Below are 21,544 nucleotides of genomic sequence, written 5' to 3'. Positions count from 1 at the left end.
TGATCAGGTGACGACGGCAGAGGTGTACTCCGCCCTGGCACGGGTGGTGCTGGTGAACCGTGGGCTCGACGATGTGCTCACGGAGGTCGTGCAGATCGCCCGGGACGCGCTCCCGGGGGCCGAGCAGACCTCGATCACCCTGATGCGCGGTGACCGGGCCTGGACCGCGGCGTATGCCGGCCGGCTGGCCTACGAGGCCGACGAGCTGCAGTACGCCACCGGGCACGGCCCGTGCATGGACGCGGGGCGGACCGGCCTCATGCTGGTCGCCAACGACCTGGCCACCGAGACGCGCTGGCCGGGCTACACCCCGCGGGTGGTCGGCGAGCTCGGCCTGCACAGCTCGATGTCGGCGCCGCTGCCGTTCCAGGGCTCGACGATCGGCGGCCTCAACGTCTACTCCAGCAGCGCCGGCTCGTTCACCGACGAGTCGGTGGCGGCAGCGGAGGCGGTGGCCGCCCACGTCGCCGTGGCCGTCATGAACGCCGACGCCCACGCCGAGGCGATGGCCCAGGCGGAGAACCTCAAGCGGGCCCTGGAGTCGCGCAAGGTGATCGACATGGCGCTGGGGATCCTCATGTCGACGCACCACTGCAGCGCCGACGAGGCGTTCGCGATCCTCTCGAAGGCGTCCCAGAACCGGAACAAGAAGCTGCGGGAGCTGGCGGCCGGGCTCGTGGAGTCGACGGTGGGCCAGGGCGTGCGCTGACGGCCCGCTGTCCTGCGTCGGGTCCACTGTCCTGGGCCGGGTCCACCGTCCCCGCCCGGGTCTAGTGTCCTCGTCCATGGGGACCGTCATCACCCGTTCCACGAGCGACGACCTGCCGGCGTTGCTGCCGCTGCTGCACGGCTACAGCTCCTTCTACGGTGCCGCGCCGCAGGACGACGCGCTCCTGGCGATGGCCCGGGCCTTCTGCGAGGACGGCCCGGACGGTCTGCAGCTGGTGGCACGGGAGGAGTCGGGGCGGCTGGTCGGCTTCGCCACCCTGCTGTGGAGCTGGGACACCACCAGCGCGTCCCGAATCGCCGTGATGGAGGACCTGTTCGTCGCCGACGGGACCCGCGGCCAGGGCGTGGGGAGGCTGCTCCTGGAGGCCTGTGCCGAGCGCGCTCGAGAGCGGGGCTGCCCCGCCCTGTCGTGGATGACGGCTCCGGGCAACACCCGCGCGCAGCGCCTCTATGACGCGACCGGGGCCGAGCGCTCCAGCTGGCTCACCTACCGCCTGTCCCTGCGCGAGCCCGGGAAGGACTGATCCCATGGAGGTCACCGTCACCCCCGTCCTCGTCGCCGAGCTGCTCGCCGAAGGCGAACGCGTGCTGGCTGGGGCCGACGTCGTGGTCAACACGCACCACCTGCACTTCGAGCACTGCGGCGGCAACCACCTCTTCGCCGGCAAGCCGGTCTAGCTCGACGAGCCGCGCACCGAGGGCCCGCGGCTGGAGCGCGCTGGACCCGGTGCAGGTCTGGCTCGCCCACGAGCACGAGCCGTGGCGTCCGCAGCGCGGTTCGCGCGGCGGTCCGGACGCACCGGTCAGGCCCTGATCCGCTGACCCAGCAGCAAGTTCAGGGCCCAGCCGAGGGAGGTGACCAGCAGGACCGCCAGCACCATGGTCAGCAGCTGCGACGGGCGCGACAGGATGCCCAGGCTGACGATGAGCGTGGACGCGCCCGCCGGTGGGTGCTGGTGCTTCACGGCCACGAGGACAAGTGAGGTGAGGGCGACCGAGAGCGCCCCGGCGAGGACGTGGCCCGCGGTGAGGCCACCCACCGGCGCCGGCGGCAGGCCCTGCAGCGCGAACAGGTGCAGCATCGCCCAGCCCACCGCGATGCCGACCAGGTGGCCCACCAGCGTGTGCCCGGGACGTGACGACTCCTCGCCGGGGCTCTCGAAGAAGAGCATCACCGTGGGGCCGAGGCTGGGGAAGAGCCACGGCTGTGACAGGCCGAGCCCGACGGCGCCGGCGACGGCGAGCAGCGCGAAGGCGAGGACGGCGGCATACAGACCAGCGCCGAGCGCCCCCGCGCGCTGCTGTGCCCGTTGCAGGACAGTGGTGCTCATGGGCTGACGATCAGGGCCTGCGGGGCCGCGACCTTCATGCGGGTCTGCAACCACGCGATCTGGCGCCGGGTCTCCGCCGCGGACGCCTCCGCCACCTCGAGGAGCTCCCGGTCGCGCAGTCCCTGGGCGCCCTGCCGGATCACTGTCCAGGAGCTGAGGACGAGGTGGGCGAGGACGTGGAGGTCCTGCAGGTCGCGGAGCAGCCCCAAGGGGCCGGTGCGCGCCTCGCCGAGCCCGGCCGCGTGCAGCCGCTCGGGCTCGGAGGCGTCGTCCTCGCCGTAGCGCTCGACCACCGGCGCGAGCTCCTCGCGGTGGGCGTCGGACATCTTCGCCAGCGTTTCGCACATGAAGTGGATGTCCGGGTGCTTGGCCTGGGCTTCGGCGACGGTGCGCAGCGACTCGGCGAGCACCTGCTCGGCGTGGTCGACGAGGCCGACGTAGGTGGCGAGCCGGGGCATCAGTGGTCTCCGTCCTGCGCCGGGTCCAGGGGGAAGCGTGGCGGGTCGTCGACCAGGGTGCTGGAGGTGGCGTCGCCGCCGGCGGTCTGCGGCACCGAGCGTCGGCCTGCCGTGCCGGCGTCCGCTGCGGGTCGCGAGGCGGTCGTCGTGGGGGCCGGGCTCGGTCCTGCGCCGTCGCGCACCTTGGTGACGCGGCACGCCGCCGTCTTGAAGTAGGGCTGCTTGGACACCGGGTCCCAGACTATCATGGTCAGCTCGTTGGCCTGCCCGGGACCCGCACCGGCCGTCGCTCCCTGCTCGGGCTCCCAGCTGCCGTAGTGGAACGGCGCGAAGACCGCCCCCGGCATGACCTCACCGACGCGGGCCGGGACCTCGATCGACCCGCGCGGCGACTCGACCCGGACGACGTCGCCCTCGGCGACGCCCAGCTGCCGCGCGTCGTCCACCGACAGCTCCACCCAGGCGGCCGGCGCAGCCTTCTGCAGCGACCTCGCGCGACCGGTCTTGGTGCGCGTGTGGAACTGGTAGGCGGTGCGGCCGGTGGTGTAGAGCAGCGGGTACTCGTCGCTCGGCTCCTCGTGCGGGGCCGAGTACTCCGCGCCCTTGAGGAAGGCGCGACCGCCGGGCGCCATGGCGCGGTGCTCCTCCTCGGTGACCTCGGCGCCGGTGAGCAGGTCGTGCCCGTAGGTCTCGCACACCTCGGTGTCCGAGGGGAACTGCGCGTCGGCATACAGCCGGTCGGTGCCGTGGGGAGCCGACTCGTTGACCGGCCACGGGATGCCGCTGCCGCCGCGGAGCATGGCGTAGGTCAGTCCGCTGTAGTCGACCGGCCGCCCGCGGCTGGCCTCACGCCACGCGTCGAACACCTCCTCGGGTGTCTCCCAGGCGGCGAGCGGTGCGCCGTCCTTGTCGGTGAACCCCATGGCGCGGGCGTACATGAGGAAGATCTCGAGATCGCTGCGGGCCTCGCCGGGGGGTCGTACGGCGTCCTCGGACAGGTGGACCGTGCGGTTGACGTTGGTGAACGTGCCGGTCTTCTCCCCCCACCCGGCCGCGGGCAGCACCACGTCGGCCAGCTGGGCGGTCTCGGTGAGGAAGAGGTCCTGCACCACGACGAAGAGCGACTCCTGGGCGAGGATCCGGCGGATGCGCCCCGACTCGGGCATCGACACCGCGGGGTTGGTCGCGCTGACCCACAGCCACTCGATGCTGCCTGCCTCGGCATGGTCGAAGATCTCCATCGCGTGGGTCGGCGGCGCCCAGTGGGGGATGGTCAGCGGGTCCACGTTCCACAGCCTGGCCAGCTCGTCGATGTGCTTCGGGTTGTCCCAGTTGCGGAAGCCGGGAAGGTCGCCGTCGGCCCCGCACTCGCGGTTGTTCTGTGCCGTGGGCTGGCCGTTCATCTGCAGGATCCCGCAGCCTGGCCGGCCGATCATGCCCCGCAGGAGGTGCAGGTTGTTGACCGCGACGGAGGACGCCGTCGCCTGGTGCGACTGGTAGAAGCCCTGGAGCACGGTCGACAGCACGGCCCCGCTCTCCCCGAAGATCCGCGCGGCCCGACGCAGGTCGTCGGCGTCGACCCCGCAGATGCCCGCCACCCGCTCGGGATCGTAGGACGAGACCGTCTCCCACAGCTCCTCGCGTCCGAGGGTGTGTGCGGCCACCCACTCCTCGTCGACCCAGCCGTTGGCGAACACCTCCCGCGCCAGGCAGTTCACCAGGGCGAGGTTGGTCCCGACCTTCGGTGCCAGGTGCACGCCGCCGGTGCGCTCCGCCTCCCGGGCCACTGGTGTCCGCCGCGGGTCGACGCAGACGACGCGAGGTGGGCCGTCCCCGCGGGTGCGGTCGAGCACCCGCGACCAGAGCACCGTCTGGGTCTCGGCCATGTTGTGGCCGTAGAGGAAGATCGCGTCGCAGTGCTCGATGTCGGTGTAGCTGCCCGGCTGGCCGTCGGCGCCGAACGACTCCTTCATCGCGGCTGCGGCCGTGGCGGTGCACAGGCGCGTGTTGCCGTCCATGTGCGGGGTGCCGAGGCCTGCCTTGCCGATCGTGGCAAGGGCGAAGTACTCCTCAAGGAAGAGCTGCCCACTGGTGTAGAAGGCGTGCGTGAGCGGACCGGCCTTGTCCAGCAGGCGCTTCGACTCCTGCACGACCCGGCCCATGGCGGTCTCCCAGTCGGTCTCCACCAGCCTGTCGCCGTCGCGGACCAGGGGCCGGGTCAGGCGGTCGGGGGCGCTCGCCCAGGGGGTGCTGCCGTACAGGCCCTTGGGACCCAGCCGCCCGTGGTTGACGACGTCCCCGGCCCGGCCGCGCACGCCGACCATGCGGCCGTCCTTCACGGCGATGTCGACGCCACACCCGTTGCTGCACAACAGGCAGGCTGACTGCACCCACTGCTCGACGTCGGCCTCGGCCACGCCCTCGTGGAGGTGCTGGTCGACCCGTACCGGCCACACAGTGCCCCGCGCGTGGGGGGTGGGTGCACCCCATATGTCTGCGATGCGATCCACGATCGTGGGCCTTCCGTCCGTGCCGCCACCGACTCTCGCCGAGTCGTGGTGCGGCAGGGGATCCCGTCGCCGGGATCGATCCCTGCCGCAACGGATCCCGTACCCGGGCGCATCGGCGGACAAACGCCCGGCGGGGACACCGCCCACCCCGCGCCGTTGGAGGTGGCCGTCGCCATGGCGGGCGACTACCAGCGCTTCCGCCAGGCATGCGCGGCAGGTGGTTAGAGTCAGGTTTCGTGAAGCGTCCCCGTCTTCGGCGGTCGTCAGCGACTCGGCGCTGGACCGTGCACCGGTGTCCCGCACCGGCTCTGCTCGCCGCGACCGTCCTGGTGCTGGCCGGCTGCGTGGGCCAGGGCAACGTCGAGAACCACAACGCCGGGTCCGCGGCCCTCGCGTTCGCGTCGTCCGCCAAGGCCTCGCCGGCCACTGCCTGCGACCTTCTGGCACCCGAGACGCGCAAGGAGCTCGAGTCCACCGACGGTCCCTGCGACAGCTCGCTGCCCCTGCAGGTGGGTCCGGCCGGCGGCATCGTCCGCCAGGTCCAGGTCTACGGCAAGGACGCCATCGTCCACCTCTCCACGGACACCGTCTTCCTCGCGCGGTTCCGGGACGGCTGGCGGGTCACGGCTGCGGCTTGCACGTCCCGGGGCGACCGCCCCTACGACTGCAAGATCAAGGGGGACTAGGTGCGCACGCTCTTCGCCGGCTACCTCGCGTTCATCGTCCTGGGTCTCGCCTACTGCATCGCGATGGGGGTGGCGCACCGATGAGGCGGTGGCTGCGGGAGAACAGCCTCACGCTCGCCTTCACGCTGCTGCTCCTCGGGGCGCTGGTGGGGCAGGCGGTGTCGGGGCAGGCCTTCTACAACGAGAACGCCCTCGATGCGGGGCTGCCGACCCTGACCATGCTCGAGTACGTCACGTCGTCGCAGTTCGCCGTCGACGTGGCGGAGAACTGGCAGTCGGAGTACCTCCAGTTCCTGCTCTACATCCTGCTCACGGTCTGGCTGCTGCAGAAGGGCTCTCCGGAGTCCAAGCCGCTCGACAAGGCCGGCCGGGAGTCCGACCAGGACCAGAAGGTCGGGCGGTACGCCGAGGACAGCTCACCCCTCTGGGCCCGGGTCGGCGGCTGGCGGACCTCGCTCTACTCGCGGTCCCTCGGCCTGGTCATGGGCGTGGTCTTCCTGGGGTCGTGGAGCGCCCAGCTGGTGGCCGGCCGCAGCGCCTACAACGCCGAGCAGCTCCAGGACCTTCAGGACCCCCTCAGCTGGACCGGGTACCTCACCGCCCCCGACTTCTGGAACCGCACGCTGCAGAACTGGCAGTCGGAGTTCCTCGCCGTCGGCAGCATGGTCGTCCTCAGCATCTACCTGCGTGAGCGCGGCTCACCGGAGTCCAAGCCTGTGGGGTCCTCCCACGAGGCGACCGGCGTCGAGGGGTAGCGCGCCGCACGAGGGTGGTCGAGCCGCGCGGACGGTGGTAGTCAGGTCCGGTGCAGATGTCCAAGACGGCAGACCTGTGGTGGAAGACGGCGGTGTTCTACTGCGCCGACGTGCAGACCTTCCTCGACACCGACGGCGACGGCCAGGGTGACCTCGTCGGCATGGCCCGGCGCATCGACTACCTCGCCGACCTCGGGGTGACGTGCCTGTGGCTCATGCCGCTCTACCCGACCCGTGACGTCGACGACGGCTACGACATCACCGACTTCCTCACCGTGGACCCGCGCCTGGGCGACCTCGGCGACTTCGTCGAGCTGGTGCGGACGGCACGGTCGCGCGGCATCCGGGTCATCCTCGACTTCGTCATGAACCACACCTCGGACCACCACCCGTGGTTCAAGGAGGCCCGCAAGAGCAGGGACAACCCCTACCGCGACTACTACGTGTGGCGCTCGACGACGCCGCCGGACACCTCGGCCCTGGTGGTGTTCCCCGACCGCGAGGACAGCATCTGGGAGAAGGACGAGCGCACCGACGAGTGGTACCTGCACAACTTCTACCGGACCCAGCCCGACCTCAACACCGCCAACCCCGAGGTGCGCGAGGAGATCGTCAAGGTCATGGGCCTGTGGCTCGAGCTCGGTGTCTCGGGCTTTCGCATCGACGCCGTGCCGTTCCTGTTCGCCCGCGACGTGCTGCCCAAGAAGGACGAGAAGTTCGTGTGGGACCCGCACGAGACGCTGCGCCACGTGAAGGCGTTCTGCGGCCGGCGGGGCAGTGACGTCGTCCTGCTCGGTGAGGTCAACGTGCCCCGCGAGGAGCAGGAGGCGTTCTTCGGCGGGGCCGACGGCGACGAGCTCACCATGCAGTTCGACTTCATCGGCATGCAGGCCACCTGGCTGTCGTTGGCCCGCGGCGACGCGCGCCCACTGGTCGAGGCCCTCGAGGGGAGGCCGCCCGTCGACGAGGAGAGCCAGTGGGTCAACTTCCTGCGCAACCACGACGAGCTCACCCTCGACAAGCTCAGCGACGAGGAGCGGCAGGAGGTCTTCGACGCGTTCGGCCCCGACCCCGCCATGCAGCTCTACGGGCGCGGCCTGCGACGCCGGCTGCCCCCGATGCTCGACGGCGACCCGAGGCGGATCCGGCTCGCCTACTCGCTGATGTTCTCCCTGCCGGGCAGCCCGGTGCTCTTCTACGGCGAGGAGATCGGCATGGGGGAGAACCTCGAGGTCCCTGGCCGCTACGCCGTGCGGACGCCGATGCAGTGGAGCGAGGCCCGCAACGGAGGGTTCTCCAGCGCGGCACCGAGGCGCCTGGCACGACCGCTGACCGAGGGCGCGTTCGGGCCCGAGCACGTCAACGTGTCGGCCCAGCGCAACGACCCCGACTCGCTGTGGACCTTCATGGCCCAGCTCGTGCGCCGCTACCGCCAGTCGCCGGAGCTGGGGTGGGGCGCGTTCGAGGTGATGGACCAGCCGTTCCCGGCGGTGCTGGCCCATGTGGCCCGGCTCGACGAGTGGGCCACCATCGCCGTCCACAACCTCGGCTCCGAGGCCTGCCGGGTGCCGCTGTCGCTCGCTGCGCTCGAGGGTGAGGGGCTGCCCCCGGTCGTCCTCCTCACCGACCTGCTCTCGGACTACCGGCTGGAACCGGAACGCGGCGGTGCGGGCGCGCCCACCGTGGAGGTTGACCTCGACGGTTACGGGTACAGGTGGCTGCGGGTCATCCGTGAGGGTGACGAACGCATCGCCTGAGATCCCGGGCAGACCGGACACCAGGCACGGACAGGAACGAGGTGGCGCATGAGCCGAGTGGTAGCCGTGACGGGGGCCAGCGGGGGAGTAGGGCGTGCATGCGTCCAGGAGTTCGCCCGACGGGGTGACCGGCTCGCACTGCTCGCGCGCGGCACCACCGGGCTCGACGCGGCCGCCGACGAGGCGCGGCGCGCGGGGGCGGCGGAGGTCATCACCGTGCCGGTCGACGTCGCGGACGCCGGGGCCGTCGAGGAGGCCGTGGCCCGGATCGAGCAGGATCTCGGGCCCGTCGACGTGTGGGTCAACAGCGCGTTCACGTCGGTGTTCGCGCCGTTCCACGAGATCACCGCGCAGGAGTACCAGCGGGCGACCGAGGTGACCTACCTCGGCTACGTGCACTGCACGATGTCGGTGCTGCGGCGCATGCGCGAGCGCGACCGGGGCGTCATCGTCCAGGTGGGCTCCGCGCTGGCCTACCGAGGCGTCCCGCTCCAGACGGTCTACTGCGGCGCCCGGCACGCCGTGCAGGGCTTCCACGAGTCGCTGCGCTGCGAGCTGCTGCACGACCGCAGCGGGGTCAGCGTGACCATGGTGCAGATGCCGGCGCTCAACACCCCGCAGTTCACCTGGGTGCTCTCGAAGCTGCCGCAGAAGGCCCAGCCCGTGCCGCCGATCTACCAGCCGGAGGTGGCGGCCCGCGCCGTCGCCTTCGCGGCCGACCACCCGCGGCGGCGGGAGTACTGGGTGGGGGCCTCCACCGTCGGCACCCTGGTCGCCAACGCAGTGGCGCCCGGCCTGCTCGACCGCTACCTGGCGCGGACCGGGTACTCCTCGCAGCAGACCGGGGAGCCGCGCGACCCCGACCAGCCCGTCAACATGTGGGAGCCGGCCGACGGCCCCGAGGGACGCGACTTCGGCGCGCACGGCACCTTCGACGCGCGCGCGAAGACGCGCAGCTGGCAGCAGGTCGTCGCCCACCACTACCCGCAGGTCGCCGCCGCGGCCGTCGGTGCCACGGCGGTCGCCACCGTCGCCTCCATCGCCTCGAGGCTGGGTAGGAGAGCCGGACGCGGTCGCGCCTAACCCGTGCGGGACGTATGCCCACGAGGTTGGATGGCAGGTATGGACGCTGCAGGCACGCCCCCCACAGACACCCGGACCGCCGTCGCCAAGGTGAGCGGCGGCGCCGTCCGCGGCTCCCGACGCGAGGGCGTGGACACCCTCCTGGGCATCCCGTACGCCGCCCCCGCCGTGGGTGCCGACCGCTACCGCGCGCCTCGTCCCGTCGAGCCGTGGGAGGGGGAGCGGGACGCCACGAGGCACGGGCCGACCGCGGCACAGTCGCCGTACCCGACACCGATGGACCGGTTGCTGCCGAGCTCGGTGACGCCGGGTGACGACTACCTCAACGTCGACGTCTGGGCGCCCGCAGGCGGCTCTGGCCTGCCGGTGCTCGTGTGGATCCACGGTGGGGCGTTCGTCCGCGGCGCCAACTCCGTGCCGACCTACGACGGCACCGCCTTCGCCCGTGACGGCGTGGTCGTGGTCGGCGTCAACTACCGGCTCGGCGTGCCGGGCTTCGCCGCGCTGCACGGCGCGCCGACCAACCTCGGCCTGCGCGACCAGGTGGCCGCGCTGGAGTGGGTGCGCGACAACGTCGCCGCCTTCGGGGGCGACCCGGGCCGGGTGACCATCGTCGGCGAGTCGGCCGGAGCCATGAGCGTCGCGACCCTGATGTCCTCACCGGCTGCACGAGGGCTGTTCCACCAGGCGGTGGTGCAGAGCGGTGGCGCCGCGGCCGTGTGCACGCTGGACGACGCCCGGCTCGTGGCGGCGGAGCTGGCCACGATGCTCGGCGTGCCGCCCACCGCGGAGGCGTTCGGCGCGCTCGACCCGCAGGCGGTCGTCGCCGCCCAGACCGCCCTCGCGCTGGCCATCCAGTCGGCTCCCGACCCGCGGCGCTGGGGCGCCAGCGTCCTGCGCGGCGGCCTCGGCATCATGAGCACCTTCCCGGTCGTCGACGGGGACGTCGTGCCGGACGTGCCGCTGTCGGCCCTGGCGGCCGGTGCCGCGGCGGGGGTGCCCCTGCTGCTGGGCACCACCCGGGAGGAGTTCCGGTTGTTCCTCGTGCCCACCGGCATCGCCGGGACGGTCACCGAGGCTGCGCTGCCGGTCCTCGCCGCGCGGTACGGGTGGCCGGCCGGGGCGGTCGAGACCTACTCGGCGAACCGTCCGGACGCCTCTCCCGGTGACGTCGCCGCGGCCATCCTCACCGACGCCGGCTTCCGCGCCCCCACGCGTGACCTCGCCACCGCGCAGCACGGCGCGGGCGGGGCCGTCCACCAGTACGAGTTCGCCTGGCAGACCACGGTGGCCGACCTCGGCGCGAGCCACGCGCTCGAGCTGCCGTTCGTCTTCGACACCGTCGGCGACGGCGGCTTCATGGTCGGCCCGGACGCCCCCCAGGGCCTCGCCGACGAGATGCACGCCGCCTGGGTGCGGTTCGTCACCGACAGCGACCCCGGGTGGCCGCAGTGGAACCCGCAGGACCAAGCCGTGATGACGTTCGGGACGCCCTCGGAGGTGGTGCGCGCACCGCGCGCCGACGAGCTCGCCCTCTGGCCCTGACCGGAGCGCCGACGGCAGGTCTCAGACCTCGAACCACCGGTCGCCGGACAGCACCCTGCCCACCGCGCCCCCGACCTCGGCGCCGAGCAGGGTCGCGGTGGCGAAGTCCGCTGCAGCGCCGTCGAACACGTGGTGCCGCCGCAGCATCGCGTGCCGCCCACCCGCCACCGTGACGTAGCCGACGTCCGCGGTGCGCTCGAGGTCCCTGGCGACGCTGGCCGACCGCGACGGGCTCGCGACCCGGTCGCCGTCGCCGTGCACGAACAGCACCCTCTTGCCGCGGAGGCCGACGTGCCCCTCGTGCGGGTAGAGCCACGGCGCCAGTGCGACGACGCTGCGCACCGCGGGGGCGCCACCCGCGAGCAGCGCCGCGCGTCCACCCAGGGAGTGGCCGACGAGGCACACGGGCATCTCGGCGCCATACCGCTCGGCGAGCTGGGCCAGCGCCCACTCGACGTCGCGCACCGGGGTGTGGTGGGCGTCCCAGCCCCGCCGGGAGTTGAGCAGCCGCTGCACGACGAGCCGGCCCCGGCCGGCCACGGCGACCCGGGCGGCGATGGGCACCATGCGGAGCACGGACAGCTGGGTCGGGCTCACCCGCATCATCCCGCGTCGCGCGGCGCCCCCGTGCAGCAGCAGCACGGCACCCTGCGGCGACGAGGGCGCCGTCGTGGTGATCAGGCGTGGTCGCAGCTCGACCATGGGGTTCCTCTCGTGCGGTCGACCGGTGTCCCACCAGCCTCGCCGACGGTCGGGGTGGTCGCGAGCCGGGCGTCGCGGGCGGGGCGTGGGAACAGCGGGGCCAAACCCGGTTTGGGCGTGGCGAAGAGGGGCATCATGGGAGGTGACCAACCCCGACGACCCAAGGAGGACATCGTGCCCATCGACCCGTGGTTCGTGCTGGTCGGACTGGGAGTCATCCTGCTCCTGATGGCTCTGTTCGTCTTCCTCAGCCGTGGCGGCACGAGGACCCCGCCCAAGGACCGCTCGCACCGGCACCGCGGCCACGGCGCCAGTCACGGGGCGGCAGGCTCGGACGGCCCTGCGCGTCACTGACCGCGGCCCCTCAGGGCATGGCTCGGTCGACCTCGTCCTCGGTCGCGCCGGCCGACCACAGGCGTGCGCCGAGCTCGCGGGCGGCCGCCTGGAGCTCCGGCCCGCCCACGACGCGGTACGGCGCGCGCAGGCGCACCAGCTGCTGGGCGTACCACCACGGGTCGCTCGTGCTGCCGACGAGCCGGGAGGTCGTCGCGTCCACCTGCTCGAGGCGCCCGAGGCCCCCGGCCAGGTGGTGAGCCACCTCGTCGGCCGGGGCGTCGACCACCACCTCGGTGGAGTGCTCCCACCCGCTGGCCAGGTGCTCCTCGAGCAGCGCGACGGGGTCGATGCCGGTGGGTGGGGTGAAGGGGTCGGCCAGCACCTCGAGCTCGCGGATGCGGTCGACCCGGTAGGTGCGGACCCCGGCGTCCTGCTCCGCCGGGCGAGCCAGGCACAGCAGGTACCACCGGCCGTGGCGCACCACCACGGCCCACGGGTCGACCTGGACCGTCCACTCGCGCCCCGACTCCGAGGCGTAGGACAGCCGCACCCGGTGGTGCTCGGAGCTGGCCCGCACGAGGGCAGCGGCAGTCGCCGGGTCCGGTCGGACCGCCGCGCGGTCGGGGGCGGGCGAGGTGGCCCGGCGGACCGCTTCCGCCTGCGCTGCAACGTCTTCGGGCAGGGCCCGGATGATCTTGGCCAGCGCGCTCCCCACTGGGTCGGTCGTGTCACCCGCGTCGTGGTGCCCGTCCAGCACCGCCATGACGAGGCCGAGCGCCTCCGAAGCGCTGAACGTCAGGGGCGGGAGCCGCAGCCCGCGACCGACGCGGTAGCCGCCGTAGGGCCCGCGCACCGACTCGACCGGGATGCCGGCCTCACGCAGGATCCCCACGTAGCGCCGGGCCGCCCGTGAGGAGACGCCCAGCCGCTCACCGAGCCGCTCGGCCGTGGTGCCAGGGGACTCCTGCAGCAGCTCCAGGCTCAGCAGGGCGCGGGCCGTCGGGTTGGTCGCCTCCACGTGTGAAGGCTCCCACACGAAGCGGACGCGAACCGTCCGCTCAGGCGGGTCCCGACGAGCGGCGGGCCGGCCTCCGGGCGCGGCTCCTCGAGTCACGTGCGGCATAGCTCCCCGACCGCCCGACGCTCGAGAACACCACGGACGCGCCGAACAGGAACCCGAAGTCGTACCACCCACCGGAGTTGCGCACCGCGTAGATGCCGACGTCGTCGTGGAAGAGGGACACGATGAACGTCACGGGGCTGATCACCCCGTGCCACAGCCCCAGCCAGAACCCCGGGATGTCCTTCCCGGAGGCGGCCAGGTCGTTGCCGGCAGCAGCGCACGACGCCAGGAGCAGCACGAGCGCGGCAGCCGCCGTGACCCGCAGCGTGCGGCGAGTCACGGCTGGGCCGCCGGTCGGGTCGAGGCGCGGTGCACGGCGACCGAGACCATGACGACCCCGAGGGCGAGGACCAGCAGTCCCACGACGAGCAGCACGGTACCGGCGGTGCCCAGCCACGGGAGCTCGGCACCGGCCACGACGTTCGCGCTCAGCGCCGCCGAGCCGTCGGCGTTCATGACGACCAGGCCCCAGTCACCGTTGCGCGGTGACCAGGAGAGCTCGGCGCCCGGAGAGCCGGTGGCCCGGGCCACCCACGTGTCGAGCGCGGTCGGAGGGGTGCTCGGCGCGGCCCCCGCGATGTCGCGGTCCAGGGAGGCTCGACGCCCGGGCACGGTGCGGGCGACGCCCGACAGGTAGCGCTCGACGTCGGCGCTGGGGGCGATCCCGACGAAGACGTCGGGTCCGCTGCCCTGGCGCGTCACCTGGATCCGCATCCGTCCCAGCACCCGGTCGGCGATGTCGTTGCCGGACGCGATGGTCTGCAGGTCCAGCGAGGTGGCCGCCACGGCATACCCAGCGGTGTCCACCGGGCGGTCGAGCACCGTGACGTAGCCGTCGTGGCGCATGGTCCGGTCGGCCACGAGCAGCGCGCCGCCGCCCACGGCGATCGTCAGCGCCACGATCGACACCAGGGCGCCGAGCACCACGGCCACGGTGCGCCCGGGCGTCCAGCCCGGGCGCGGTGCCGCAGCCGTGGGCGTCGATGGCGTGGGTGCCGCGACGGGCGTTGCCGCGAGGGGTGCCGCGGTCATGGGTGCCGCGCCGGCGGGCGCCGCCGTCATCGGTGCCGCGCCGGAGGGCGCAGGGCCAGTGGGAGGCGCCGGGTCCGGCGACAGCGAGGCCATGACGTCCGGCTCGTGGGGGCCGAGGTCGAGGCGGAACGGCGGGTAGGCGTCGGTCATGAGGGCGGCGTAAGCGGCGACCCGCAGCACCCAGCGGTTGAGCCCCAGCACGAGGTCCCAGAGGGGCCGTGGGTAGGTGCCGGTCACGCCGAGCGCGACGGCCGCCACGAGCACCAGCAGTCCGATCAGGCCACCCTCTCCCCACGAGGTGCGCCAGCGCGTGTCGTCGGTGGCGATCCACGAACCGGTGCCGACGAGCAGGCCGACCACGACGTAGTGGGGGAGCGCGAGCAGCCACCACTTCACCAGCACCAGCCCGCGCGAGAGGTGCTCGGGGTAGTCGACCTCGAAGTGCGCGGGGTAGTCCGGGACCTCCGCGAGGGTGAACGGCGGGTAGCGGTCGGTGCCGAGGGCGCCATACGCGTAGTAGGAGACCCGCCAGCTCCACCGCAGCACGCCGGCGTTGAACTCGAACAGCGCGCGGGGGTAGTGGCCGGTCACGAGGATGGCGACGAAGGCGACGATGCTGAGCACCGCGAACGCGATCCACAGCACGGTCAGGACGATGATGTGGGGGATCACCAGCAGCCACTTCACGAGCCACAGCCAGCGTGAGCCGGTCGGCGTGGTCGCGCCGTCGACGTGGACGGGGTAGCGGGGCTGGGCGGTGGGACTCAGGGTTGCGGTCGTCATGGCTGTCTCCTCGGGTCCCCTCCACCGTCGCGTCCGGGGCCGGTGCAGGGGAGGGACCTTCGCCCCGCGACCTCAGGGTGCGGCGGTCAGGCAGGGCCGCGGCCGTCCCGGCCGGGTACGGAGGGTGCCGTGGGTGGCAGGTGGTGGCCCGTGGTGAACCGCCACACGCGGCTGCGCAGGTGGCGGGTGGTGCGCGCCGGCAGGACCGGCACGACGGGGGCCGCCCGGTAGAACCAGGTCTTGCCCACCTCGACGAGCACGAGGTAGGCGGCGACCATGCCCGCGAGGGTGAGGAAGAAGCCCATGGGCAGGGGGCGGAAGCCCAGGGCCGGCCCGAGCGGGCTCGAGGGCAGCACGGCGCCCACGCCGAGCGCCCCGAGGACCGCGACCACCAGCGGCACGCTCGGCCGGCTGCGGAAGAACGGCACGCGCCGGGTGCGGATGGAGATGATGATCAGGGTCTGGGTCGCGAGGGACTCCACGAACCACCCCGACCGGAAGAGCGCAGGGCCGGCGTGGAAGACGTGCAGCATCACCCAGAACGTCGCGAAGTCGAACACCGAGCTGAGCGGCCCGAAGACGAGCATGAAGCGGCGGATGAACCCGATGTCCCAGTGCGACGGCCGGCGCAGCTGCTCCTCGTCGACGCCGTCGGTCGGGATGGCCAGCTGGCTGGTGTCGTAGAGCAGGTTGTTGAGCAGGATCTGCGAGGGCAGCATCGGCAGGAAGGCGAGGAACAGCGAGGCGCCCGCCGCCGAGAACATGTTGCCGAAGTTGCTCGACGTCCCCATGAGGACGTACTTGATGGTGTTGGCGAAGATGCGCCGTCCCTCCGCGACCCCGTCGGCGAGGACGTCGAGGTCCTTCTCCAAGAGGATGACGTCGGCGGCGTCCTTGGCGACGTCGGTGGCCGAGTCGACCGAGATCCCGACGTCGGCGGCGTGCAGGGCGAGGGCGTCGTTCGCCCCGTCGCCGAGGAAAGCGACCCCACCGGTGCTCAGCCGCTGCACCCGGACGATGCGGGCCTTCTGCTCGGGGCTCACGCGGGCGAACACCGACGTCCGGCCGATGGCGCTGGCGAGGGCGGCGTCGTCGAGCGCGTCGAGGTCGCCGCCCTCCAGGGGGACGTCCTCCGGACCGCCCGACAGGCCGAGGTCGCGGCACACCTTGGTGGCGACGGCCACGTTGTCCCCGGTGACGAGCTTGACGGTCACGCCCAGCCCGCGCAGGCGGGCAAGGGATCGCTCGACGCCCCGCTTGGGCGGGTCGAGGAAGACGAGCAGGCCCACGAGGTGCAGGTCGACGGCCGGGAGGTCCACGGCGCGACCGGGCGCGGTCGCCACCGCGACGACGCGGCTGCCGGCATCGAACTCCGCCGCGAGCCGTGCCCGCGCGGACGCGGGGACGTCGCGGCACCGCTCGAGGACCGCCTCGGGGGCGCCTTTGGTCACGGTGGTCACCGCACCCGCCGCGTCCCGGACCACGACCGACATGGTGCGCGTGTGGTGGCTGAACGGGACGCTGTGCAGCCGGGTGTGGCCCGCGAGCCAGGCGGCCATCGCGTCCACCGCGGGAGCCGCCCAGAGGGCCTGGTCCAAGGGGTTGGCACCCAGGGCGGCACCGGGTGCGGAGCCCTCCTCGGTGCACAGCAGCCCGAGGCGTATGACGTCGAGCGCCCGGGACCCCTCCGCGGGGATGGCCCGCGCGAAGCTGACCCTCCCGTCCGTGAGCGTCCCGGTCTTGTCGGTGAACAGGACGTCGACGTCGCCGAGGTCCTCGATGCAGACGAGGCGCTTGACCAGGACCTTGCGGCGGCTCATCCGCCGCGACCCGGCGGCAAGGCTGGTCGCGACCACGGCGGGCAGCAGCTGGGGCGTGATGCCCACGGCGATGGCCAGCGAGAACAGCAGCGAGTCCATGACCGGCCGGTGGAGCAGGAGGTTGACCACGAAGATCGACGTCGTCAGCGTGCCGGCGACGCGGACCAGGAGGAGCGAGAACCTGCGCAGCCCGGTCTGGAACGTCGTGTCGAGCTGGTGCGTGCTCAGGCCCGTGGCGATGGCGCCGAGCTCGGTGGCGGTGCCCGTCGCGACGACCGCGCCCAGGCCCGCGCCGGCGTGCACGACGGTGCCCATCAGGGCGACCCCGGTCAGGTCGGCGAGGGGGGTGCCAGGCCCGACGGGGTCGGTGCCCTTCGTCACCGGCAGGGACTCGCCGGTGAGGACGGACTCGTCGCACTCGAGCTCCTCGGCCTCCACCAGGCGCAGGTCGGCAGGCACGACGTCACCGACCCGCAGCCGCACCAGGTCGCCCGGGACGACCTCCTCGACGTCGACCAGCGCCGACCCCCCGTCGCGGACGACCAGCGCGCGGTGCCGCACCTGGCTGTGCAGGGCGGCGGCGGCCCGTTCGGCGCGGTACTCGTTGCCGAAGCCCAACCCGACCGAGAGGGTGACGATGACGCCGATGATCAGGGCGTCGCGCCCCTCGCCGATGAGGGCCGACGCCGCCGCGGCGAGCACGAGCAGCAGGAGCAGTGGCGAGCGGAGCTGGTGGGAGAGCACCGCCAGCGCGCTCGCGCGGTGGGTGGCGACCGCGTTGGGCCCGTATGCCTCGCGGCGCTGCGCGGCCTCTGCCGCGGACAGCCCGTGCCCGGTGGTGACCCCGAGCGAGGCCAGCACCGCCTCCACGGACTCGGTGGCGGCGCGCCCCACGGCCGAGCGCGGTGCGCGGTCGACGGCGGTGGTCAGGGTCATGGCGTCCTTCGACGACGGGTGCACGGACGCCCGGAGGCGCCGGGGGGCGCCGGGGGGCGCCGTACCCGTGTCCAGCAGACTGCCCGCGGCGGCCCGGCCTCAGGGCCCTAGGTCCCGCGTCGCGACCCGCTCAGGCGCGGTCGAGCACGCCGGGGGGCAGTGCGTCGTGATGGAGCGCTGCGTGCACGCCCCACGTGCGGTTGGCGACCTGGGTGACGTGCAGGTCGACGACCGCGCTGGCCAGGGCCAGCGCCTGGGGCCGGGGCACGGACAGCAGGTGCTCCAGCCAGGTCAGCATGTCCGACAGCGCGGCGGCGGTGGCGGCGTTGAGGTCGGCGTCGAAGCCGAACGTCAGCCTCGCCGAGGGCGTGACCGCGTGCACCGACCGCAGCGGCGGGTCGTCGGCGAGGTCGAGCACCAGCTCGGACGTCATGGGGCACTCGATGGCGGTGCCTCCGACCTCCCCGTGGCCCTGAGCGGCATGCCCGTCGCCGACGGTGAGGAGGGCCCCGGGCACGTTGACGGGCAGGTACAGGGTGGACCCGGCCACGAGGTCGCGGCAGTCGATGTTGCCGCCGCTCTCGGAGCGCGGCGGCACGGTCGACAGCTCGCCGGGGACGTCGCAGGCGACCCCCACGACACCGAGGAACGGCGCGAGGCGCACCTCGTGCCCGAGCTGGTTGCGGGCCACCCCGGCCGCTGCGTCGATGGCGTAGAGCAGGTCGCCGCGGGCGGTGTCGACCCCGAGGCGCTGGTTGAGCCACGTGTCGGTGCCTCCGGAGGCCGTCCACCCCCACGGGCCCGGCGTCAGGGCCGCGAAGTGCACGGACAGGACGTCGCCGGGTCGGGCGCCGACGACCTCCACGGGGCCGGTGAGGCAGTGGCCCTCCCGCGGGACGAACATCCGGGGCCGCTCCTCACCAGGGACCTGCTGGGGCTCGAGGTGGCCACCGGAGTCCAGCGACTCGACGACCACGGTGTCGCCGGGCAGCACCTGCAGCGCCGGCGGGGAGTCTCGGGAGATGGTCTGGACGACGTGGTCGCGGGTGGGCGTGAGGTGGTGGCGGGTCACGGTGACCCAGTCTCACCTGCGCCCGACTGGCCCGCACCTCCGGGTGTTCGCGAGGTGACGGACCTCGGCGTGACCGCGCTCCTATCCTGCTTCCATGGAGCTCGAGTTCACCGGTCCCGTGTGGTTCTGGAAGGGACCCGCGCCGTGGCACTTCGTCTCCGCCCCCGACGACGAGTGCGGGGCGCTCGAGGCCGTCTCGGCCCAGGTGAGCTACGGGTGGGGCATGATCCCCGTCGCCGCCCGCATCGGGCGGACGCGGTGGACCACCTCGCTGTTCCCCAAGGACGGTGGGTATGCCGTCCCGCTCAAGCTCGCGGTGCTGCGTGCGGAGGAGATCGAGGTCGGTGATGTCGTCTCCCTGCACCTGACCGTCGACGCCTGAGCCGGTCCGGGGAGCAGTAGCCTCGACCCGCACGCACTGCCCGGCACCCGGCGCGAAAGGCACCACCGTGATCGAGACCGACCACTTCGTCCGCTTCGAACGGGTGGGGGCGGTCACCGAGACCGCTCGCGGCCTGCTCGCCGAGGTCGAGACCGAGCAGCTGCGGGTCGACCTCGTCGCCGACGACGTCGTGCGCGTGAAGATGAGCCGTGGTGGCGTCTTCGACGAGTCGCCCACCTTCGCGGTCTGCGTCGACCCCCTGGCGGCACCGGTCGAGTTCACGGTGGAGCGCGACGACGAGCGGGTGCGTGTGGTCACCCCGGCGATGGTCGTGTCGCTGTGGCTCGACCCGTTCCGCCTGGACGTGCACCGGGCGGACGGCTCACCCGTGGTGGAGACCGCCGCCGACGAGCAGGGTCGCTACTGGGCGTATGCCACGCTCAACGACACCTTCACCCTGCGCCGCCGGTGCCGGCAGGAGGATGCGTTCTTCGGGCTGGGGGAGAAGGGCGGCCGCCACAACCGCAAGGGCCGCGACTTCACCATGTGGAACACCGACGTCCTCAGCCCCAGCGAGACGGTGGAGTTCACCGCCGGCAAGGAGCCGGGCGACCCTCGAGGCGACCGCACCAGCGTCGACTTCGACCCGTTCTACGTGACGGTGCCGTTCCTCTACCACCAGACCTACCCCTCGGGGACGATGTCCGCCTCGTTCCTCGACAACGGCTACCGCGGCGAGTACGAGCTGTCCCCGCACGAGGAGTACCGGGTCACCTTCGCCGGCGGGCAGTACACCGAGTACATCTTCGCCGGGCCGGACATGCCGGCCGTCCTCACGCAGTACACCGCCCTGACCGGTCGCGCCGAGCTGCCCCCGCTGTGGTCGCTCGGCTACCACCAGTGCCGCTGGTTCGCCTACACCCAGGACGCGGTCGAGGAGATCGGCCGCAGGCACCGGGACGCCGAGATCCCCTGCGACGCGCTGTGGCTCGACATCGACTACATGGACGGCTACCGCGTCTTCACCTGGGACCGCGAGCGGTTCCCCGACCCGCCGGGCATGTTGCAGCGCCTCACCGACCAGGGGTTCCGGGTCATCACGATCATCGACCCGGGCGTGAAGTGGGACCAGGGCTACCCGGTGTTCGACCAGGGCCTCGAGCGCGACGTGTTCTGCCGCACCGAGGGTGGCGACACCTACATCGGCCAGGTCTGGCCGGGCAACACCGCCTTTCCCGACTTCGTGACGCCCGAGGCGCGCGAGTGGTGGGGCGAGCTCAACGCAGCCCACGTCCGGTCCGGGCTCGCCGGCATCTGGAACGACATGAACGAGCCTGCGACCGGGACCATCCCGTCGCGGGCGATGCGCTTCGGCCACGGAGAGCACCCGCACGAGCGCTACCACAACCAGTACGCCCTGCTCATGGCCATGGGGACGCGGCAGGGGCTGGTCGAGGCGATGCCCGAGCTGCGCACCTTCATCCTCTCCCGGGCCGGCTTCGCCGGGATCCAGCGCTACGCCGCCAACTGGATGGGCGACAACCTCTCCCGCTGGGACCACCTGCGCATAAGCATCGCCATGGCGTCAGGCTTCGGGATCTCGGGCCAGCCCTTCGTGGGGGCCGACATCGGCGGCTTCGCCGGCGGTTCCAACGCCGAGCTGTTCACCCGCTGGATGCAGTACGGCGTCCTGACGCCGTTCTGCCGCAACCACTCCATGATCGGCAACGTCGACCAGTACGCCTGGGCGTTCGGTGACCTCGTGCAGGACATCGTCCGTGAGGCGCTGGGGCTGCGCTACCGGCTGATGCCCTACATCTACAGCGCCTTCGTGCGGTCCTCCGCGACCGGCGAGCCGGTGCAGCGGCCGCTGGTCTTCGACCACCAGTACGACGGCACGGTGCGCGACCTCGACGACCAGTACCTCTTCGGGACCGACCTGCTCGTCGCCCCGGTGACCGAGCCGGTGGCGACCTCGCGGCAGGTCTACCTGCCCGAGGGCGACTGGTACGACTGGCACAGCGGGTCGCTGGTCGGCGGGAGGGGGTTCGTCATCGCCCCGACGCCCATGGACCGCATCCCCCTGTACGCGCGCGGCGGCGCGGTCGTGCCGATGTGGACGGAGGCCCCCGCCTCGACGGCCGGCTACCACCCCGAGGTGGTGGAGCTGCACCTGTTCGTCCCCACCGGCGACGGCGAGCACGTGTCCCGGCTGACCGAGGACGACGGCCTCACCACCGCGTCGCCGCAGGGCGCCTGCCACCGCACGACGTTCACCGTCGTGCGAGAGGGTGGCAGCCTGCGGCTGACGGCGCAGGTCGAGGGCGATGGCTACCCGCAGTTCCGGCGCACCGCCTACCACCTGCACGTCCACGGGGCCGCGCCCGACCGGCTCGAGTTGCAGGGGGAGGGGCTCGACGTCGACGCGGTCCCTGCGGACGGCGACGGTGTCTTCGTGCTGCCCGTGGCGGCACGGCCGTTCACGGCGGTGCTCGAGGTCTGAG

20 protein-coding genes are annotated in these 21,544 nt (G+C 72.8%); 11 read left to right on the top strand and 9 right to left on the bottom strand.

Annotated features, from left to right (window positions below; all coding sequences use genetic code 11):
- Positions 1-7 precede the first annotated feature (7 nt).
- The 3 genes from AB4Z02_RS04780 to AB4Z02_RS04770 all read left to right on the top strand — a co-directional run bounded on the left by AB4Z02_RS04780 (position 8) and on the right by AB4Z02_RS04770 (position 1,407).
- A complete protein-coding gene (locus AB4Z02_RS04780) occupies positions 8-709 on the top strand; it encodes an ANTAR domain-containing protein (protein ID WP_441969701.1) in 702 nt (233 codons plus the stop codon).
- A 76-nt stretch (positions 710-785) separates the two neighbouring features.
- Positions 786-1,253 carry a GNAT family N-acetyltransferase gene (locus tag AB4Z02_RS04775; protein ID WP_441969699.1) on the top strand — a complete coding sequence of 156 codons (468 nt, stop codon included), beginning with the start codon at positions 786-788 and terminating at the stop codon, positions 1,251-1,253.
- Positions 1,254-1,257: 4 nt separating this feature from the next.
- Positions 1,258-1,407 (top strand): hypothetical protein, encoded by a 150-nt coding sequence (locus AB4Z02_RS04770; RefSeq protein ID WP_441969697.1) that lies wholly within the window; start codon positions 1,258-1,260, stop codon positions 1,405-1,407.
- A 125-nt stretch (positions 1,408-1,532) separates the two neighbouring features.
- Here AB4Z02_RS04770 and AB4Z02_RS04765 read toward each other — a convergent pair whose 3' ends face one another.
- From AB4Z02_RS04765 to AB4Z02_RS04755, 3 genes are read right to left on the bottom strand one after another with little or no spacing between them, the layout of a single operon-like run.
- On the bottom strand, positions 1,533-2,060 hold the full coding sequence (locus tag AB4Z02_RS04765) for an HPP family protein (protein WP_441969695.1): 528 nt from the start codon (positions 2,058-2,060) through the stop codon (positions 1,533-1,535).
- On the bottom strand, positions 2,057-2,518 hold the full coding sequence (locus AB4Z02_RS04760) for a hypothetical protein (protein ID WP_056884980.1): 462 nt from the start codon (positions 2,516-2,518) through the stop codon (positions 2,057-2,059). Before AB4Z02_RS04760 ends, AB4Z02_RS04765 begins: the two co-directional genes overlap by 4 nt.
- Positions 2,518-5,031: a molybdopterin oxidoreductase family protein gene (locus AB4Z02_RS04755; protein ID WP_441969738.1), complete on the bottom strand. Its 2,514-nt coding sequence runs from the start codon at positions 5,029-5,031 to the stop codon at positions 2,518-2,520. The genes AB4Z02_RS04760 and AB4Z02_RS04755 overlap by 1 nt, the downstream gene beginning before the upstream one ends.
- A 233-nt stretch (positions 5,032-5,264) precedes the next feature.
- Here AB4Z02_RS04755 and AB4Z02_RS04750 point away from each other — a divergent pair, with 233 nt between their 5' ends.
- The 5 genes from AB4Z02_RS04750 (at position 5,265) to AB4Z02_RS04730 (ending at position 10,854) form a co-directional block, all read left to right on the top strand.
- Positions 5,265-5,714, top strand: a complete 450-nt coding sequence (locus AB4Z02_RS04750) for a hypothetical protein (RefSeq protein WP_441969693.1) — start codon at positions 5,265-5,267, stop codon at positions 5,712-5,714.
- An 80-nt stretch (positions 5,715-5,794) separates the two neighbouring features.
- Positions 5,795-6,469 carry a DUF6766 family protein gene (locus tag AB4Z02_RS04745; protein ID WP_056884981.1) on the top strand — a complete coding sequence of 225 codons (675 nt, stop codon included), beginning with the start codon at positions 5,795-5,797 and terminating at the stop codon, positions 6,467-6,469.
- Between the two features lie 50 nt (positions 6,470-6,519).
- Positions 6,520-8,226: an alpha-amylase family protein gene (locus tag AB4Z02_RS04740; RefSeq protein WP_441969691.1), complete on the top strand. Its 1,707-nt coding sequence runs from the start codon at positions 6,520-6,522 to the stop codon at positions 8,224-8,226.
- 48 nt (positions 8,227-8,274) lie between these two features.
- Positions 8,275-9,309, top strand: a complete 1,035-nt coding sequence (locus tag AB4Z02_RS04735; protein WP_441969689.1) for an SDR family oxidoreductase — start codon at positions 8,275-8,277, stop codon at positions 9,307-9,309.
- A gap of 39 nt (positions 9,310-9,348) precedes the next feature.
- Positions 9,349-10,854: a carboxylesterase/lipase family protein gene (locus tag AB4Z02_RS04730; protein WP_441969687.1), complete on the top strand. Its 1,506-nt coding sequence runs from the start codon at positions 9,349-9,351 to the stop codon at positions 10,852-10,854.
- Between the two features lie 21 nt (positions 10,855-10,875).
- Here the strand turns inward: AB4Z02_RS04730 and AB4Z02_RS04725 are convergent, their stop codons facing one another.
- The gene (locus AB4Z02_RS04725; RefSeq protein WP_441969685.1) at positions 10,876-11,556 is read right to left on the bottom strand and encodes an alpha/beta hydrolase; all 681 of its coding nucleotides are present in this window, start codon (positions 11,554-11,556) and stop codon (positions 10,876-10,878) included.
- 174 nt (positions 11,557-11,730) lie between these two features.
- Here AB4Z02_RS04725 and AB4Z02_RS04720 point away from each other — a divergent pair, with 174 nt between their 5' ends.
- On the top strand, positions 11,731-11,910 hold the full coding sequence (locus AB4Z02_RS04720) for a hypothetical protein (protein WP_056884986.1): 180 nt from the start codon (positions 11,731-11,733) through the stop codon (positions 11,908-11,910).
- Positions 11,911-11,920: 10 nt separating this feature from the next.
- On the opposite strand, the gene AB4Z02_RS04715 is transcribed toward AB4Z02_RS04720, so the two are convergent.
- The 5 genes from AB4Z02_RS04715 to AB4Z02_RS04695 all read right to left on the bottom strand — a co-directional run bounded on the left by AB4Z02_RS04715 (position 11,921) and on the right by AB4Z02_RS04695 (position 18,658).
- Positions 11,921-12,910 (bottom strand): helix-turn-helix transcriptional regulator, encoded by a 990-nt coding sequence (locus AB4Z02_RS04715; protein WP_441969682.1) that lies wholly within the window; start codon positions 12,908-12,910, stop codon positions 11,921-11,923.
- A 40-nt stretch (positions 12,911-12,950) separates the two neighbouring features.
- Positions 12,951-13,295: a hypothetical protein gene (locus AB4Z02_RS04710; RefSeq protein WP_441969680.1), complete on the bottom strand. Its 345-nt coding sequence runs from the start codon at positions 13,293-13,295 to the stop codon at positions 12,951-12,953.
- Positions 13,292-14,830 carry a DUF4389 domain-containing protein gene (locus AB4Z02_RS04705; protein ID WP_441969678.1) on the bottom strand — a complete coding sequence of 513 codons (1,539 nt, stop codon included), beginning with the start codon at positions 14,828-14,830 and terminating at the stop codon, positions 13,292-13,294. The genes AB4Z02_RS04710 and AB4Z02_RS04705 overlap by 4 nt, the downstream gene beginning before the upstream one ends.
- A gap of 86 nt (positions 14,831-14,916) precedes the next feature.
- Positions 14,917-17,586 carry a magnesium-translocating P-type ATPase gene (gene mgtA / locus AB4Z02_RS04700; protein WP_441969676.1) on the bottom strand — a complete coding sequence of 890 codons (2,670 nt, stop codon included), beginning with the start codon at positions 17,584-17,586 and terminating at the stop codon, positions 14,917-14,919.
- Between the two features lie 130 nt (positions 17,587-17,716).
- The gene (locus AB4Z02_RS04695; protein WP_441969674.1) at positions 17,717-18,658 is read right to left on the bottom strand and encodes an acetamidase/formamidase family protein; all 942 of its coding nucleotides are present in this window, start codon (positions 18,656-18,658) and stop codon (positions 17,717-17,719) included.
- A 94-nt stretch (positions 18,659-18,752) separates the two neighbouring features.
- Between AB4Z02_RS04695 and AB4Z02_RS04690 the strand changes: the two genes are divergently transcribed.
- Positions 18,753-19,040, top strand: coding sequence for a DUF1905 domain-containing protein (locus AB4Z02_RS04690; protein WP_441969672.1), 288 nt, complete (start codon positions 18,753-18,755; stop codon positions 19,038-19,040).
- A gap of 67 nt (positions 19,041-19,107) precedes the next feature.
- Entirely contained in the window at positions 19,108-21,543 is a 2,436-nt protein-coding gene (locus tag AB4Z02_RS04685; RefSeq protein ID WP_441969670.1) for a glycoside hydrolase family 31 protein, read from the top strand.
- Position 21,544 lies beyond the last annotated feature (1 nt).

Origin of the sequence: Pedococcus sp. 2YAF34, assembly GCF_052114585.1 — a bacterium.
Lineage (GTDB): Bacteria > Actinomycetota > Actinomycetes > Actinomycetales > Dermatophilaceae > Pedococcus.
Note: the sequence above shows the minus strand (reverse complement) of the source record. Positions and strands in the feature narration are given on the sequence as shown.

Excerpts from the sequence above, each read along its gene's own strand:
- AB4Z02_RS04775 (WP_441969699.1), top strand. The coding sequence starts at position 786 with ATGGGGACCGTCATCACCCGTTCCACGAGCGACGACCTGCCGGCGTTG.
- AB4Z02_RS04770 (WP_441969697.1), top strand. The coding sequence starts at position 1,258 with ATGGAGGTCACCGTCACCCCCGTCCTCGTCGCCGAGCTGCTCGCCGAA.
- AB4Z02_RS04765 (WP_441969695.1), bottom strand. The coding sequence starts at position 2,060 with ATGAGCACCACTGTCCTGCAACGGGCACAGCAGCGCGCGGGGGCGCTC.
- AB4Z02_RS04760 (WP_056884980.1), bottom strand. The coding sequence starts at position 2,518 with ATGCCCCGGCTCGCCACCTACGTCGGCCTCGTCGACCACGCCGAGCAG.
- AB4Z02_RS04745 (WP_056884981.1), top strand. The coding sequence starts at position 5,795 with ATGAGGCGGTGGCTGCGGGAGAACAGCCTCACGCTCGCCTTCACGCTG.
- AB4Z02_RS04735 (WP_441969689.1), top strand. The coding sequence starts at position 8,275 with ATGAGCCGAGTGGTAGCCGTGACGGGGGCCAGCGGGGGAGTAGGGCGT.
- AB4Z02_RS04730 (WP_441969687.1), top strand. The coding sequence starts at position 9,349 with ATGGACGCTGCAGGCACGCCCCCCACAGACACCCGGACCGCCGTCGCC.
- AB4Z02_RS04725 (WP_441969685.1), bottom strand. The coding sequence starts at position 11,556 with ATGGTCGAGCTGCGACCACGCCTGATCACCACGACGGCGCCCTCGTCG.
- AB4Z02_RS04705 (WP_441969678.1), bottom strand. The coding sequence starts at position 14,830 with ATGACGACCGCAACCCTGAGTCCCACCGCCCAGCCCCGCTACCCCGTC.
- mgtA (WP_441969676.1), bottom strand. The coding sequence starts at position 17,586 with ATGACCCTGACCACCGCCGTCGACCGCGCACCGCGCTCGGCCGTGGGG.
- AB4Z02_RS04690 (WP_441969672.1), top strand. The coding sequence starts at position 18,753 with ATGGAGCTCGAGTTCACCGGTCCCGTGTGGTTCTGGAAGGGACCCGCG.